Origin of the sequence: Bremerella alba (genome assembly GCF_013618625.1) — a bacterium.
In the GTDB taxonomy this organism is placed as follows: domain Bacteria; phylum Planctomycetota; class Planctomycetia; order Pirellulales; family Pirellulaceae; genus Bremerella; species Bremerella alba.
Map to the genome: position 1 here is coordinate 77,042 of NZ_JABRWO010000015.1, position 16,517 is coordinate 93,558.

11 protein-coding genes are annotated in these 16,517 nt (G+C 53.2%); 8 read left to right on the forward strand and 3 right to left on the reverse strand.

Features of this window, described 5'->3' with window-relative positions; all coding sequences use genetic code 11:
- Positions 1 to 40: 40 nt before the first annotated feature.
- Entirely contained in the window at positions 41 to 802 is a 762-nt protein-coding gene (locus HOV93_RS22715; protein ID WP_207398844.1) for a hypothetical protein, read from the reverse strand.
- Positions 803 to 804: 2 nt separating this feature from the next.
- Complete coding sequence (locus tag HOV93_RS22720) at positions 805 to 1,542, reverse strand: hypothetical protein (protein WP_207398845.1); 738 nt, start codon at positions 1,540 to 1,542, stop codon at positions 805 to 807.
- 191 nt (positions 1,543 to 1,733) lie between these two features.
- Here HOV93_RS22720 and HOV93_RS22725 point away from each other — a divergent pair, with 191 nt between their 5' ends.
- Complete coding sequence (locus HOV93_RS22725) at positions 1,734 to 4,253, forward strand: prolyl oligopeptidase family serine peptidase (RefSeq protein WP_207398846.1); 2,520 nt, start codon at positions 1,734 to 1,736, stop codon at positions 4,251 to 4,253.
- 49 nt (positions 4,254 to 4,302) lie between these two features.
- Here HOV93_RS22725 and HOV93_RS22730 read toward each other — a convergent pair whose 3' ends face one another.
- Entirely contained in the window at positions 4,303 to 5,931 is a 1,629-nt protein-coding gene (locus HOV93_RS22730; protein WP_207398847.1) for a hypothetical protein, read from the reverse strand.
- Between the two features lie 570 nt (positions 5,932 to 6,501).
- Between HOV93_RS22730 and HOV93_RS22735 the strand changes: the two genes are divergently transcribed.
- From HOV93_RS22735 to lysA, 7 genes are all read left to right on the forward strand, one after another.
- Complete coding sequence (locus HOV93_RS22735) at positions 6,502 to 7,161, forward strand: ABC transporter ATP-binding protein (protein WP_207398848.1); 660 nt, start codon at positions 6,502 to 6,504, stop codon at positions 7,159 to 7,161.
- Positions 7,158 to 9,536: an ABC transporter permease gene (locus HOV93_RS26525; RefSeq protein WP_207398849.1), complete on the forward strand. Its 2,379-nt coding sequence runs from the start codon at positions 7,158 to 7,160 to the stop codon at positions 9,534 to 9,536. Before HOV93_RS22735 ends, HOV93_RS26525 begins: the two co-directional genes overlap by 4 nt.
- A gap of 47 nt (positions 9,537 to 9,583) precedes the next feature.
- Complete coding sequence (locus tag HOV93_RS22745) at positions 9,584 to 10,963, forward strand: efflux RND transporter periplasmic adaptor subunit (protein ID WP_207398850.1); 1,380 nt, start codon at positions 9,584 to 9,586, stop codon at positions 10,961 to 10,963.
- 424 nt (positions 10,964 to 11,387) lie between these two features.
- Positions 11,388 to 12,551, forward strand: coding sequence for an N-acetyltransferase (locus tag HOV93_RS22750; protein WP_207398851.1), 1,164 nt, complete (start codon positions 11,388 to 11,390; stop codon positions 12,549 to 12,551).
- 253 nt (positions 12,552 to 12,804) lie between these two features.
- Positions 12,805 to 13,026, forward strand: a complete 222-nt coding sequence (gene infA / locus HOV93_RS22755; protein ID WP_105331308.1) for a translation initiation factor IF-1 — start codon at positions 12,805 to 12,807, stop codon at positions 13,024 to 13,026.
- A gap of 395 nt (positions 13,027 to 13,421) precedes the next feature.
- Positions 13,422 to 15,107: a hypothetical protein gene (locus HOV93_RS22760; protein ID WP_207398852.1), complete on the forward strand. Its 1,686-nt coding sequence runs from the start codon at positions 13,422 to 13,424 to the stop codon at positions 15,105 to 15,107.
- A 147-nt stretch (positions 15,108 to 15,254) separates the two neighbouring features.
- Positions 15,255 to 16,517 carry a diaminopimelate decarboxylase gene (gene lysA / locus HOV93_RS22765; protein ID WP_207398853.1) on the forward strand — a complete coding sequence of 421 codons (1,263 nt, stop codon included), beginning with the start codon at positions 15,255 to 15,257 and terminating at the stop codon, positions 16,515 to 16,517.

Below are 16,517 nucleotides of genomic sequence, written 5' to 3' on the forward strand. Positions count from 1 at the left end.
ATCATCCAAATTCGCGCGGCATGATCTTTCCCAATGTGACTTACAGTTTGCCGGCCACGCTCTCAACTTCCATCAACGACTGAATCCAAAAAACGAACGTGGGAGTGAAGAAGACCAGTTCGTTGGTACTGCCCACCCAGTGCAGCCAGTCTCGACGCTGGGTCGTTGTCGCCACGTCCCAAATAGCAAGCCCCACTAAAAGGACCGCGCTAAGCACAAAGTACCAGGTCGATAAATATCCGTACCATGTTTCGGCAGCCACATGAAGTTGAAAGTGAAGCGACACCAATTCGGCAAGAAAGATTACCGTACCGAAGAAGTAAACTACAAGTAGTACTCGCCACCCTCCACGCACTGGTAGCGTAAAAGCCAACAGCAGAACGAGACCCCATTCCACGATTTGCCAAAAGATGATGGCGACCGTGTTAACCCGCAGGTAGCTTTCGGTATCTGCAAAGCCATCATAGAACAGAATGACCTGAGTGATATTCGAGAGAACATAGAACGGAGCGCTGACCCCCAAGAGAATCAACAACCAATGCCCAGGCTGAAACGGTTCGCTTTTCTCGCGTGTGGATGTACGCAGAATGTAAAAGATACCGACCACACCGGTTGCTTGGGCCATCGTATAAAAGGCTAACATCGTCAGCGATTGTCTGTCGATCTCATCATACCATTCTTTGTGCAAGACCATCCCGCTGACCAGGATCAAAACGGCCGCCACCACCCAGGCCACCGCTTCAATCCAGGTCAAATGGGTCGGTGGCGGGGCGAAATGAGCATCGACGATTTCTTCTTTCATTCCTAGGTGAACCACCCCATCCAGTTTGAAAATTCCAAGAGAAGTACTGCGGGGCTCATCATCACCGCCACCGTTACACCCCACCAGTGTATCCAGTCACGACGCTGGCCTGCCGTCCATGTATCCCAAACCACGAGAGTTAGCAGCACCACGATATCCAATATCAACAGGAATGGCTTAGTTCGTTCGAACCAGAAGAGTGCAATTTGTTCGTTACCGGAGTTAAGAGAAATCACTAATCCCAGCATGGCAAGGATGATCAAAGTTTGTGGTATCAATGCTATTCTCCACCATGAGCGAACCGGCAGGAGAAACCCAGCCGTTAGATACGCCCACAAATGAAGGACTTGAAAAACCGCCATACTCAGCCATTTCATACGAAGATTTTCGATCGCACTGCCGAAGACGACTTGCTGAAACAATAGGCTGGTCATGATGACCGAATACATGACTCCGATCAGGCACAACAACCAATGCCCCGGCTGAAAGTCGGTTGACCAACCGTTCCACCAGCGGCGCGCAAATAGAAAAAGGCCCGTCCCTCCTGACGCAAAGATGAGCAGCGTTGTGATGAAATAGATGTTGGTGATCAGCTCGACGGCAAATCTCGTATTGCCAACGCCTGGGCTGTTATTTAATGCCGAGAATATGGCTGCAGCTGCCGTGCCGACCAACAAGTCAAGCAAGGTCAGCCTCGCCTGTCGATCATTTTTGGTCTGGCTCATTTCCATCTGTTCCATTTTTCTCTTCCACCTAAGTACACCTAGCATGCGTAACTCTATGCGCAAAATCCAGTGCCAAATGCAAAATGTGCTGAGCCGGGAAAACATCTCTCGCTGAGCCAACGATTCAGGTTGCTGCCGGCCGGGTTGAATCTATGATGGAATGACCCCTTGAGCCCCGCCGGTTACCTCCTACCTCTTGGTTTGCTATGACGCTTGCGCTTCGTACTTGCTTGCTCGCCACTCTGTTATTCGCATCGGCCGGGGCCCTCTTCGCTCAGGGAACCGCAGCCGACTATCAGCGGATGCAACAGTTAAGCCGGATGACTTCCGGCAAGGTCTTTCGTGATCAGGTCAAACCCAACTGGTTGCCAGGCGGAGATCACTTTTGGTATCGGGTACGAACAGGGCCATCCGAACACGAGTTCATCTTTGTCGATGCGAAGAAAGGCCAGCGCGAGCCGGCATTTGATCACGGGAAACTAGCTCAGCAGTTGGGGCAGCAGCTTAAAAAAGAGATTCTCCCTACGCGTCTTCCGTTCGAGCAGATCCAGATCTCGGAAGACTTTCAGCGGGTCATCTTTCAAGTCAAAGGGGAGACCTTTCAGATCGACCGTAAAGAGCAGTCATTAACGAGGCTAGATCAACCGGCCGAGCGTTTACTCTCCAGCATGCCAGCATTCCAACGTCCGTATCCTTCGACCGACAAAGGGGGCGAAGTCACGTTGAAAGTGGTCAACGAGACCAACGATGCCGTCAAGCTATTCTGGATCGATCGTGACGGACAACCTGTGTTCTATAGCGAAATCGCCGGGAGCAAGCAGCTGGAACAGGGAACATTCGCCGGGCACGTATGGCTGGTTCTCAATAACCAAGGACAAGCTCTCTCAGTCTATGAGGCGGTCGATCGTGTCAGCGTTTTAAAGGTCGACGGCAAACAAGTCCGAGACCTTCCGCGTCGACGCCGACGTGGCGACCGAGGGGCGCGGACTCGCCGCACCTCGCCCGACGGCAAGTGGACGGCGTCGATCGTCGATCACAACGTCGTGATCCACAGCCAAGACTCAGACGATCCGATTCGTCTGACCACCGATGGAACTGCCAGCAAGTTTCTCAGCGACCGTTTCCACTGGTCGCCAGATTCCAAGCGATTGATCGCGATGGAAGTTACGCCGGGGCAGGGGAGGGAGGTCACCATCATAGAGACATCCCCCGAGGATCAACTGCAACCCAAGGTGCACACCTTTGGCTACGACAAACCGGGTGACAAGATTCGGCAGGAATGGCCGCGGCTGTTCGATCTCGAAAAATTAGAGGAGATCTCGCTTGATCGCAGCCTGTTCGAGAATCCGTTCGCCACCTCGAAAGCTTCGTGGCAGGCCGACAGTAGTGAGTTCCGATTCCTCTTCAACCAGCGCGGCCACCAGGCAATTCGCGTGTTGGGGATTCAACCGGACGGGAACGTTCGAACCATTGTCGAAGAAACGAGCGAGACATTCATCGACTACACGAACAAGATTCATTACGACGCCGAACCAACCGAGAACGAGCTGATTTGGACGTCCCAGCGCAGCGGTTGGAACCACTTGTACCTGGTGGATGCCACCCAAGCAGAAATCAAACATCCAATCACCCAGGGAGAGTGGGTCGTGCGTGAAGTCGAACGCGTCGACCGTGACCAACGACAAATCTGGTTTACCGCCGGAGGCATCGTTGCTGGGCAAGATCCCTATTACCTGCATCATTGTCGTGTGAACTTTGACGGAACAGGACTAACGATTCTGACCGAAGGAGATGGCACCCACAAAATCAACTACTCTCCTGACGGTCGCTACCTGATCGACGAGTACAGCCGCGTCGACCTTCCCCCGGTCCACACGCTACGCAAAGTGGAAGATGGTTCGCTTGTCTGCGAGCTGGAGCAAGGGGAGGTGTCCTCACTCTTGGAAACCGGCTGGAAGATGACCGAGCGATTCGCCGCCAAGGGACGCGACGGCAAGACGGACATCTACGGCGTGATCTACTTTCCTACCAACTACGACCCTGCCAAGAAGTATCCCGTCATCGAGTACATTTACGCGGGGCCACATAGCGCTTTCGTACCCAAGACTTTCTCGGTGCAGAGCCACAAGCGTGAGACGTCCGAACTTGGATTCATTGTCGTGCAGATCGACGGCATGGGAACCAACCATCGGGGCAAAGCATTTCACGATATTTGTTGGAAGAACCTTTCCGATTCCGGCTTTCCTGATCGAATTGCCTGGATGAAAGCCGCCGCAAAGAAGTTTCCGAGCATGGACATCAGCCGAGTCGGGATCTACGGTGGATCGGCTGGCGGGCAGAGCGCGTTGTCGGCCTTGCTATCGTATGGCGACTTCTACGACGCTGCGGTTGCCGATTGTGGCTGCCATGACAATCGCATGGACAAAATCTGGTGGAACGAACAATGGATGGGCTGGCCGATTGATGATTCGTATGCCCAAAATTCCAATGTAACCCACGCCCACAAACTGCAAGGTGATCTCTTTTTGATCGTGGGCGAAATGGACACCAACGTCGATCCGGCCAGCACCATGCAAGTCGTCAACGCACTGGTCAAAGCTGATAAAGACTTCGACCTGCTGGTCATGCCTGGCAAAGGACACGGCATCGGAAGTGGCCGATACGGGATGCGTCGCACACGCGACTTTTTCGTCCGCAAACTGTATGGCACCGAGCCACGACGGTAGACCCACTCGCGAAGTGGCCTCGTTTCGATCGAGGCCACCGTCACGTCTGCTAATCGTCGATCGTTAGGCCGTTGGTGAGGTTCTCCATGAGCTTCCTCAGCTCGTCGTCCGCCTCATCGGACTGAGCTGTTTCTAATTTTTCCTGGGCGGCTTCGGTCCAGTTCGCTTCTCCCCAGATATCGAGTATCTCCAGTGCCTGCTTTCGCATGCTTTGTTTCGATTGGTCGAGCAGAAACTCGATCATTGCCTCCGCTTGATCAGGATAGGCCAGCAGGTCCTCTTGACAAAAAGGAACAGAATAGGGATAGCCATCCCGGCTTCGCTGCTGCGGGCCGGTCCGCGGAGAATTCGCGATTCTCACCAAGTCTGGCACGCGTTCGAAGTGCTGCTGAACTTCATCGACAAGCTGCTCATTCGAGCCGATCATTCGTGACGCTCGCCGCAAACTGATCTCCTGAATCCGATTCACGTCCAAATTAGCGTCGGTCATTTTCAGCAGTTTCGCGCCACTGACGGCATACAGATAGGCTTCATCGTCCTCATCAGCCAGGGCTTGATGAACCACGTCCTTCCAGGCAGGCCGTTGTAGGATCTCGTTGGCCGTGTCTCGCATCTGCTGAACGAGCGGCTCGCTCCAACCCAAATCTTCGCGTAGCATCCAATCGGCATTTCCATCGTCAAGGAAGGCCCGTACCGATGCAATGAAGCTTAGGTCCTTGACCGTCTTGGCCTGCTTCTGCATATGAAAAAGATATCGCTGCACGGCCACCGGGGCTTCGGGGTAATCGTGAATGCTGGTCAGGTGGTCCTGTGGTTTGCTGCGTAACGAACGTTCGATATCCATTAATGCCGTCAGCACGCGTCCCGCGGATTCAAGCACAGCCAGATCAACCTCTTCGGACAACAGGGCATCTCGTAAATTCCCCGTGGTGGCGAGCGTCATTGCCACGTACTGGACCAGGAAGTCGGCCCGGCGTCCTCCTTCGCGAAGCATCCAATCTTGAATGGTAAGATCATCGGTATCTTTGACTTGCTCGATCAGGGGTACCAGTCCCCAACCGGAAACGTGCGGCAACAGCTTTCCAATCAAAGCTTCACGACGCGGCGTCTCCCAGTGCTGCATCGCAAAGATGCAGCCGCGAGTGAACTCATCGTGTCGGCCAACTACCAACACGACGTCTTCGATCGGACTGTCCGGTACCAAGCTCAGCAGCCCCAGACCCAGCTTTACCGCCTCGCGATCGCGCGATTGGGTTACCAGCCAATAGGCAAGGTCAAAGATTCCATCGGGGTTAAGCATGGTGGCTTCCCCGATCGTGCGTACCAATTCAGGAAGCGTGGCGGCGATTTTCGTGTTGCGCACTTGCTCGTAGAGTTCATCCCGTTTGCCGGGCATGCCCATTTCGATGTCATCCAGAATTAATTGAATGATTGCTTCGTCTGGTTCACCCACGATCTCGGCAGGGGCATATTGCATCATGCTGTCGAATGCCCCAGGCACCCACGCGTGACCATCTTCTTTAGAGATCCGCGTGTCATCGGGCAGGGATAGTCCGCCGGTTGATAGTCCTATGGCGTGCGAGTCGATATGATTTTGGATGTGTTGATAAATGGAAGGTGGCAGTTCCCAAGGCAGAGTAATCGAACCGCCTGGCGTTTCGCATTTGGGGCGCGACATCGAAGAGTTCCCGTTAGAAGAGAGAGTTCAAAACGAACGATTTTTCACTGGACACATCGGCAAGGTTTTTTGAATAGGTCGTTACCGAAACCCTATCTTTTGCCGCCGGGGGGTGCGACAACTTGAAGCCGATTTCTCGCTAAGTTTCATATTCCCTTTCGCGAAGAGCGCAGCCGTCTAAAGAACACGACACGCGTGATCGCTATAACTAAAATCGGCGCACGCGGATGTGCACTATGTTCCAATCGTCGCTTTGCCTCGGTTGTTCTCCTTGGCCAGCCCTGCTGTTGATCGATATTCGGCAGATCCCTTCATCGGAACGTGATCGTTAGGGCTAATTGGAATTCAGCGTGCACGATGCTACGTACCGTTCCTTCCGAGAAGCATTCGACTACCATGGAATATTTGCCGATCATCTTCGCTTGAATTGTCAACCACCCTGCGGCGAAATAGGGTGCCGTTGTTTCGTTCCTCAGCCCCCTCGGTATCGTGAAGACTCGAAGCCAAGACGAGCAACCTACACTGAAGCCAGCCGTTCTATCGGTGCGGGACGTCGAGAGGACCTTCACCATGGGCGAAGTGAAGGTCGAGGTTCTGAAAGACCTTTCCTTTGATGTTTACGATGGCGAAGTCTTGGCGATGGTGGGTCCCAGCGGGTCGGGCAAGTCGACCATCTTGAACCTGATCGGCGGTCTCGATCAACCCAATCGCGGTAGCGTGATATTCGACGGGACCGATTTGGCGACGGTCTCTTCCAGCGTACTGACGCGTTACCGCCGTAAGCATGTCGGCTTTATCTTTCAGTTTTACAATCTGGTGCCGAATCTAACGGCACTAGAAAACGTTCTCTCAGCGGCCGAGCTGGCTGAGAATCCGCTGGATGCGAAGGAGATGCTCGACAAGGTCGGCTTGGCAGAGCGGGCCGATCATTTTCCATCGCAGCTTTCCGGAGGTGAACAGCAGCGTGTGGCGATCGCTCGGGCCGTGGTCAAAAACCCCAAGCTACTTCTCTGCGATGAACCGACCGGCGCGCTTGACTTTGAAACGGGCATTCGCGCGTTAGAGCTTCTACTGCAGTTCAATCAAGACCTCGGTACGACCATCTTGATTATTACGCACAATACCGCACTAGCCGACGTAGCGCACCGCGTGATTCATCTTCGTAGCGGTGAAATCGTGAACGTCGAAGAGAACCAGCAGCCGTTGCCTCCCTCGGAGGTAGTTTGGTGAGCATCCTCAACCGCAAGTTGCTGCGAGATCTGTCAGCGGCTCGCGGGTTATTGATTGCCATCATCAGTATCATGATGCTCGGTTCGGCGCTGCTGATCGGCATGCAGTCGACCTTCTACAACATGCAAGCCGCGAAAGATCGGTATTATCGCCAGTGCCGAATGGCCGCGTTCTGGCTCGATCTAAAAAAAGCCCCTCTCGCCGAGTTGGAAGTGCTGAATGAGATATCCGGTATAAGAAGTTGGCGGGACCGAATTCAATTTCCGGTAACGGTCGATCTTGACCAACGGATGAGACCGCTCAATGGGTCGGTTATCTCGATGCCCGATCGTCGGCAAGCGGTGACCAATGACATCGTCCTCATTCGTGGCGATTACTTTTCCGATCGTGGCGAGCCGGAGGTCATCGTGAACGACAAGTTCGCGGAGGCTAACCGTCTTCATCCCGGACAGAAGTTGCACTTGCTGCTGAACAATCGACGGGAAGAGTTTCTGATTGTTGGCACGGCGATTAGTGCGGAATTCACTTACCTGATTGGCCCCGGCAGCCTGATGCCTGACCCCGAAAACTTCGGCGTGTTTTATCTGCCGCGAAAACAGATGGAGGAACTGTTCGACTTTGAAGGAGCCGCCAACCAAGTCGTCGGCCAATTTACGCCGGACATCGGAGAGGGAAAGAGTGCGGTCCTCGATTTAGTCGAGCGGAAGCTGGAGTCCTCTGGATTCATCTCGGCGACGCTGCTCAAAGATTTTACCTCGAACTACTTTGTCAGCAACGAAATCTCGCAGCTGAGCAACTTGTCGACTTTTCTTCCCAGCATGTTCCTGATTGTTGCCGCGTTAATTTTAAACGTGTTGATGACCAGGCTGGCCAAGCAGCAGCGAATGACCGTCGGTACGCTGAAAGCGCTCGGCTATGGCGACGGCACTATCTTCTTTCACTTCCTGAAATTCGGGGCCGCGGTCGGCCTGGTGGCCGGACTGCTGGCCAGTGTGCTGGGCACTTTTGTCACGCTGGGGATGCTCTCGCAGTATCAACACTTCTTTCAGTTCCCCGACCTAAGAAACGACTTTTACCCACAAACGCATGCCATCGGTTGGAGCGTGAGCATCATCTGCGCGATGCTCGGAAGCGTCTACGGCGCGCGGCAAATGCTTCTGCTTCGTCCGGCGGAGGCGATGCGCCCGGAACCGCCTGCCCAAGGAGGCAGAATCTTTCTGGAGCACTTTCCACTGCTGTGGAACGAGCTTTCACCCGGCTGGAGAGTCACCCTAAGATCGATGGTTCGACATCGTACTCGTACGGCAATTGCCTTGTTCGCCGGTACCGTCGGGGCTGGCATTCTGGTTAGCGGCCTGATGATGATGGAAGCCACCGAGTACTTCATCCGCGACGAATTCGAAATGCGGAATCGTAGTGACATCGACTTGACCTTTAAAGATGCGCTAGACCGCCAAGCTTGGTACGACTTGTCTCACTTGCCTGGCGTCGATCGGGCTGAGCCGCTGTTTAATGTCGCTTGCGATTTTGTGAATGGCCCGTATGAGCGGCAAGGAGCTATCCAAGGAATTTTAAACAACGCTCAATTGACCGTTCCGACCGACAAAGATAAACGTCGAATCAACATTCCCAGTGTCGGACTGGTCATGGAACGCCGCTTGGCCGACCACCTTCATTTGAAGGTGGGAGATCTAGTCGAGATACGTCCAAAATCGGGACGTCGCGATCCACTCAAAATCCCTCTGGCGGTAATCAGTGAAAGCCAGTTTGGCCTGAACGTATATGCCGATCTTGAATATCTCTGCCAGATCCGCGGCGAATCGTTCGCGATGAGTGGCGCTCAACTGAAAATTAATCAAACGAAGAAAGCTCAGCGCGAGCTTTATCGCACGTTGAAACAGATGCCTGCGATGAAGGCCATCAATTCTCGCCTGGAGTTGATCAAAAATATGCGCGAGACCATCATTCAAAACCAAAGTGTGGCGATCGGCATGATCGTCCTTTTCGCAGGCATCATTTTCTTTGGTAACGTATTGAACGCCTCGCTAGTGAACCTTTCAGAGCGCCAGCGCGAAGTCGCGACGATGGGGGCGATGGGATACACCCGATGGGAAATTGGCATATTGTTTCTCCGTGAGAGTATGGTCACTAATTTGCTAGGTGCGGTGCTCGGTCTTCCGGTCGGCTACGTGCTGATCCACTTGATGACCAAAATGATCGACCAGGATCTGGTGCGTTTTCCGATCGTGACCGCCCCGTGGATCTATGTCAGTGCGTTTGTCACGGCATTGCTATTCACGCTGTTGGCTCACGCGGTCGTTCAATGGCGAATTCACCACATGAATTGGTTGGAATCTTTGAAAGTTCGTGAGTAGACTGCTAAGAGTTCGCCGAAAAGCAAGCGAACGGAAAGAATATTGCCATGATCAAAACGATTGCCCTAATCGTTGGCGCCATCATTGTCGTGGGAGGCATCCTCTTTGTCACGCAGTCTAGCGGTCCGCCAGTAGACACTGTCACTGCGTCCATGCAACCCATTCAAGAGTACGTCGATGAACAAGGAAAAACGCGGCTGCCACGTACATTTGTTATCTCGATGCCCTTCGATGCTCGACTCGGCGAGATCAAGCTCGAAGAAGGAGACCACGTAACCCAAGGACAGGTCGTTGCCAAGATCGTTCAAGAGGATGTCGAAGCTGAATACGCCGAATCGAAGGCCGTCGTCCAACAGTTGGCGGCATCGATTCGGGAAACAAGCGACAAGTCGGTCGAGCAGACAACCAAACAGCAGGCCGAATTCTTTGTCGATTCCATGGTGAATACAGTGGAATCCGCCAAAACGCAAATGACGGCGAGCCGATCACGCTTTGAATATGCGACGACTTTCTTGCAACGTGTCCAACAACTCATCGAAAAGGGGGCAAAGACTGAGGATGATCTCGATCGGGCACAGCTACAAAAGGTCGAGAGCGAAACGGAATTTCAAACCGACGCGTTGACGTACCAGGCCATCTTGTCGATTGACGCGGCAACGAAGCTACTTCCGAGTTTGGTTTCTCAATATATCGACCGAAAGGACCTCTCAGTCGCTGTGCTCCAGCAACAGAAGGCCGAAGCCGAGGCTCGTCTGCGAACAGCCGAATTGCGGATGAAGAGATCGACCATGACCAGTCCTGTCGAAGGTGTCGTGCTCACGAAAGAACTAACCAGCGAACAGCAAGTCGCCGCAGGAACAACCTTGCTAGAGATCGGACAACTTTCACAATTGGAAGTCGAAACGGAAATTCTGAGTCAGGATGCAACCCGGATCCAACCCGGAGATCGTGCTGAGATCTATGGACCATCTCTTGGCAAAGAAGCAGGCCAAGGGATTCCGATGAAAGTGCACCGCGTCTATCCGACCGGATTTACTAAGGTAAGCTCGTTGGGAGTCGAACAACAGCGCGTGCTAATCATACTTCGCTTCGAGTCGGGGCAGGTTGCAACGGCGCTGGAGCAGCATGGCTTAGGCGTCGATTATCGCGTACAGGCTCGCATCTACACCGAAGAGATACCCCAAGCCTTGGTGATTCCGCGTTCCGCTATTTTTCGCGAAGTCTCAGGTAACTGGCAAGCGTATGTCGTATCGGGCGGCAAACTAGAGCGACGAAACTTGCAATTAGGGCTGATGAACGATCTAAGTGTCGAGGTCACTCGAGGTCTCGAAACAGGAGAACACGTTATCGTTTCTCCTGCAGCTTCTCTATCCAATGGAGATTGGGTAACGCCGGTCGATGTCAGGGCCTCATCGACCGGCGCATAAAAAAACCCCACAGACGGGGCAGAGCCTGTGGGGCCGATCCTAGCCGCGCAAGCACGGCTAGTTTCATTTCAATGGATTCACTTGGTTAGCTATTTCACAATCGTCTATCTTACAGATTAATGCCGGTAAAGTTCATATCAATTTGTTCATATGAATTTCAGATTATTGCAAATTTGTCACACTCCTAAAGTATTTTCTTGAAAATTTCATCGGTTTCGCGTTATCGAGAAGCTTCGTGGCATTCCGGGCGAGCGTCGAATCTAGGTCTGGGTTTGCGATAGATGAGCCATCTCGGTATTGTTGAGCAAGTTTGCGACCTACTTGGCAGGGCATTTTACTCATAAGTAGTAACGGACTTCTCTAACCGTTTTATGATTGCGGTTTCTCATTTTTCGTCCATCACCTTCGACCAAAGCGGAGACGAATGTCCTCGATCACCACTGAGCCTGTTACTACCAAACGGCAGCAAAACGAGTTCGTCGAGTTCCCATGGGACTTATATCGGGACGACCCCAACTGGATACCACCGCTACGGCAAAATCTGAAGGAACTGGTTAACTTTGCCCCCCATCCGTTTTATGCGCGAAATAAGGTCCAGTGTTTTTTAGCTCGTCGCGAAGGACAGGTAGTCGGACGTATTGCTGCCATTTTGAACGTGGGCCACAACGAGCGGTACGACGAGCAGCGCGGCTTTTGGGGATTCTTTGAGTCAATCGACGATACGCAAGTTAGCGGCGCATTGTTTGATGCGGTGAAATCGTGGTTCTCCGAGCAAGGCATCCAGAAGATGAGGGGGCCAGCCAACCCTTCACTTAACCATGAGATCGGCACTCTGATTGAGGGTTTTGATAGCCCGCCGGCATTCATGATGACCTATAACCCTCCCTATTACGAGAAGTTGATTACCGACTACGGATACGAGAAAACCCAAGACCTGTACGCGTATTGGGGCCATATCAACATGCTGGAAGGGTTAGATCCGAAACTGAAATTCATCGTTGACGAAGCCAAAAGTCGTTTCAACTTAAAGCTGCGGCGCATGGATCGAAAACGCTTCAAGGAAGACGTCCATACGTTTTTAGATAACTACAATCGCTCATTGGTCGGAACATGGGGTTTCGTGCCGATCGACACCGCTGAAGTCGATAAGATGGCCGACGATATGAAGCACTTGCTGGTACCTGAGTTGACTTCTGTTTGCGAAGTGGACGGCAAGGTCATCGGTTCGATGTTTGGCATGCTCGACTACAATCCACGCATCAAGCAGATCAACGGGAAGCTGTTTCCGTTTGGATTCATGCGCCTTTTATGGAATAAAAAGGCGATCAAGAACATGCGATTGATCTCGACTAATGTAGTCCCTGAATACCAACGATGGGGTATCGGCCTGGTGATCCTGGAACGCTTGGTCCCAGATATCAAGAAGTGGGGGGTTCAAGAGGTCGAGTTTTCCTGGGTTCTCGAAAGTAATCATCTCTCTCGAGCGTCGTTGGAACGAGGCGGGGCGAAGAAGTCGAAGACCTACCGAATGTTTGACTATGCTCCTGCCGAGAATGCGATCAACACAACGGGGGACAGCGCGACATAAAGCGTCGACTGTTGCTCTTCTTTGCCCCCTAACTATGCCCTAAAGCCTCTTCTTTCGCAAATTGGGGATGACGCTACGAAGTTTCGCCTTGGTCCTGTAATCGACTTTACCTAGTCGGTTGATTAGATTCACACCGGATTTCAACGGCGCGCAATCTGCGTTTGATTTTAAAGGGCTTCCCGATATACTAATGCTGGGACGATTGACATTGTCCCTATTACATGAGCATAAGTAGATTACCTCAAGGAGTATTATGTCTAAGAAAGAAGAGGCCCTCGAAGTAGAAGGCACAGTGACGCAAGCACTTGCCAACACGCGGTTCCGCGTCCAACTGGACGTTGGCCCAACGGTTATGGCCCATGTGGCTGGTAAAATGCGTAAGCACTTTATTCGTATTGTTCCAGGCGATCGTGTCCGAGTGGAACTTTCCCCATACGACATGACCAAAGGCCGAATTGTCTTCCGAGAGCGTTAAAGCTCGCACAGCGGGAGGCCTCTGCACTCTCGCCCAGTTCCCCCCCAGGTTAGATGACTGCGCTCTCGTTCTTGAGTGACTTCATTCGGGTATGGTTCGTATTTCACCTGGGTCAATGGTTTTAGGCGATCTTACGCCCATCCCCGTTGGGGAATTACTCAAGCAATCTAAACATTTTGCTCATTGGGTGAAACTGCTATTCAATCCGCCGGGTAGGTTCTACGGACTCGGTACGCGCGCATCGCCCCTTGCTTGTTGCCTTGGCTTTAACGGGCACCCGGTCTGCGGTACATTTGGAAAGTCCCACTAAAGTCAGGCCATCAATCGGCTTCTCATCCATCCGATTGGCCGGGGACAGAGTTCCGATAAAGATCACCTCTCAGGAGACAGACACTGTGAACAAATTCATCCAAAGTGGTCGACTGGCTATTGCAGGCTTGTTGCTTGCAGCGATGCCGCTGGTCGCACTTCATGCTCAGGATGCCGAATTTAAACCGGTAGCCGTGGTTTCAGTTGCCCCAGTGAAGAAGGTCCTAGCCGACGTTCAGTACTTGGCCGACGCCGCAGGTCAGACCGATGCAGGCCGAATGGCGGCCCTGCTGACCGCTCCGTTTACCGCCGGGATCGACAAGTCTCGCCCCGTTGGTGTGGTCGTCATGACCAACGGCCAGGAATTCGCACCGACCGCCTATCTTCCGGTATCCGACTTCGACAAGCTGGTCACCACAGCAACCGAGCAGATTGGTCCTCCGCAAGACGTTGGCGAAGGCATCAAGATGTTTACCCCCAACCAGATGCCCATCTTCGTGAAGGATGCTGGCAATTGGGCTATCTTGGCGATGGATCAGGAAAAGCTGGCCAACCCTTTGGATGATCCCACTGCGTTCCTCAAAGATCTACCAGAGCAGTACGACCTGGCCCTTCAATTCTTTCCTGGCAACATTCCCGAGATCTACCGCAACGTCATCATCGAACAGATGAAGACGGGGATCGAATTGTCGCTAGAACAAGAGGCCGATGAAACGGACGAAGAGTTCGCCACTCGTAAGAAGCAGATCGCCGATCAGGTGGCGGAAATGGAACGCCTGTTCACCGAGTTGGAAGACTTCATCATTGGTTGGAATGTCGATGCAACGCAGCAAGGTACTTACCTCGACTTCGCCTATACGGCTGTCGAAGGAAGTGACCTCGCTAAGACGATGGCGATGAACACCGACCTGACTACCGAGTTCTCTGGCTTCACCAACAGTGACGCAGCCGTCAATTTCCAGGTTACCGAAAAGCTTTCCGAAACCGACATCGCTCGGATGGAAAAGCAGATGAACGACCTGCGTGAACAAGGGATCCGTCAGCTGGAAAGCGAAGGAGAACTGGAAGGCGACGAACTAGAGTCCGCCAAAAAGGTGATCGACCTAGCCATCGACACCCTGGTTGAAACAGCCCGAACCGGCTCGTTGGACGGCTCTATGATGCTGGACCTCGCGGGTGGCAAAGGAACGTTTCTAGCCGGTGCCCATGTCGCCGACGGTCAACGCGTCGAAGATGGCGTGAAGGAAATGCTGAAGCTCGCCGCGGCCGAAGGAGAAGTTCCATCGGTAAAGTGGGACGCCGACACCTACCAGACGATTCGCCTGCACGTGATGCAAGTTCCTCTCGACGACGCTCCACCCCAAGCAAAGGAAATTTTGGGTGAAAACCCCGAAGTGATCCTTGGCATTGGCGAAAAGAGCGTCTACATCGCTGGTGGCAACGACGCCATGGCACGTCTGAAGAAGGCGATTGACGAATCGGTTGCCGGAGCCGACACCAAGGTTGGCGTTTTACAAATGCAAGTTGCGCTTCTGCCCATCTTAAAGATGGTCCAGAAGAGCAGTCCTCAGCCGGTACCAGGCGTAGATGCCGCTGTCGAAGCCCTTTCTGGCGGTGTGGACAAGTTCCTGGTAACCGTTGACATGGAACAGCGTTACATGCGTATACGTGTTCTGCTGCAAGAAGGCGTCATCAAGGCAATCGGCGCCGGAGTAGCTGCCCAGAACGCTGGTGGTGCCAATACCGAGCTTGAAGAAGCCCCCGCTTTTTAATGCACACTCGGCACATCGCCAAAGTGGATTGATCCAAGAGAGACCTTTTTTCGGAAAGGTCTCTTTTTTTGTGCCCTGTGGGCGAAATCGCGTGTCTCATTACAATAAAGTCTACGATTCACGCCCTTTTTAGTTTTGGTGCTCGCTATGCCACAAGTCCCCACGTTCTCAACCTCACGTCAGGAAATCGCCGGCGTTTCCGTCAAACAGTTGGCTACCCAATTCGGTACGCCGACCTATGTGTACGACGCCGCTACGATCGTTCAGCGAATCCAAGACCTCGCCGCGTTCGATGTCATCCGGTACGCCCAGAAGGCCTGCTCGAACTTGGCAATTTTGAAACTTGTTCGGGAAAACAATGTGGTCGTCGATGCGGTCAGTGCCTGGGAGATTCGCCGAGCCCTCGCGGCCGGATACGAAGTTCACGGCGACCCTCCGCCAATCGTCTATACTGCTGACATCTTTGATCGCGAAGCGTTGGAACTGTGTATCGAGCATGGGCTGCACGTCAATTGTGGCTCTCCCGATATGATTCGTCAGTTGGGCGAAGTGGCTCCGGGTCGCGAAATCACATTACGCATCAACCCCGGTTTTGGACATGGCCATAGCCAGAAGACCAATACCGGCGGCCAACAATCGAAGCACGGTATCTGGCACGAGCAACTGAACGAGTGCCTTCTGCTAGCCGACGCCAATGGGCTTCAGATTACGGGCCTGCATATGCATATCGGAAGCGGTACCGACTTGCATCACCTCTCGCAGGTTTGCGACTCGATGGAAAAAGCAGCCCTGGAAGTGGGCCGCAGCATCAAGACGATCAGCGCCGGCGGCGGACTTCCTGTTCCTTACAACAGCGAGCAAACGTACGTCGATCTAGAGAAGTACTTCGAGCTTTGGGACGCCACGCGCAAGACACTGGAAAAGTCTTTCGACCATAGTATCTCACTCGAAATTGAACCGGGCCGATATCTTTCCGCCGAAGCTGGCTACCTCGTTACTGAGATTCGCGCCGTAAAGCAGATGGGGGACAACCTCTTCTACGTCGCCGACGCTGGCTTCAACAACCTAGCTCGTCCGATCATGTACGGCGCCTACCATCCGATATCCGTGGCGCGCAAGGACGGTCAGGAAATGGGCCAAGAACACGACGTGATCGTGGGTGGGCCTCTTTGCGAGTCAGGCGACATCTTCACGCAAGAAGAAGGGGGCTTCGTCAGCGCTCGTAAACTGCCGCCGGCTGCGGTGGGTGACTTACTGGTCATCGAATGTGCCGGGGCTTATGGCTACTGCATGAGTTCTAACTACAACTCGAAGCCGCTGGCAGCGGAGGTGATGATCGAAGAAGGTAAAGCGCGCGTCATTCGCCGTCGCCAAACATTCGAGGGCTTTATTGCCGACGAAATGATTTAA

Excerpts from the sequence above, each read along its gene's own strand:
- HOV93_RS22715 (WP_207398844.1), bottom strand. The coding sequence starts at position 802 with ATGAAAGAAGAAATCGTCGATGCTCATTTCGCCCCGCCACCGACCCAT.
- HOV93_RS22720 (WP_207398845.1), bottom strand. The coding sequence starts at position 1,542 with ATGGAACAGATGGAAATGAGCCAGACCAAAAATGATCGACAGGCGAGG.
- HOV93_RS22725 (WP_207398846.1), top strand. The coding sequence starts at position 1,734 with ATGACGCTTGCGCTTCGTACTTGCTTGCTCGCCACTCTGTTATTCGCA.
- HOV93_RS22730 (WP_207398847.1), bottom strand. The coding sequence starts at position 5,931 with ATGTCGCGCCCCAAATGCGAAACGCCAGGCGGTTCGATTACTCTGCCT.
- HOV93_RS22735 (WP_207398848.1), top strand. The coding sequence starts at position 6,502 with ATGGGCGAAGTGAAGGTCGAGGTTCTGAAAGACCTTTCCTTTGATGTT.
- HOV93_RS22745 (WP_207398850.1), top strand. The coding sequence starts at position 9,584 with ATGATCAAAACGATTGCCCTAATCGTTGGCGCCATCATTGTCGTGGGA.
- HOV93_RS22750 (WP_207398851.1), top strand. The coding sequence starts at position 11,388 with ATGTCCTCGATCACCACTGAGCCTGTTACTACCAAACGGCAGCAAAAC.
- infA (WP_105331308.1), top strand. The coding sequence starts at position 12,805 with ATGTCTAAGAAAGAAGAGGCCCTCGAAGTAGAAGGCACAGTGACGCAA.
- lysA (WP_207398853.1), top strand. The coding sequence starts at position 15,255 with ATGCCACAAGTCCCCACGTTCTCAACCTCACGTCAGGAAATCGCCGGC.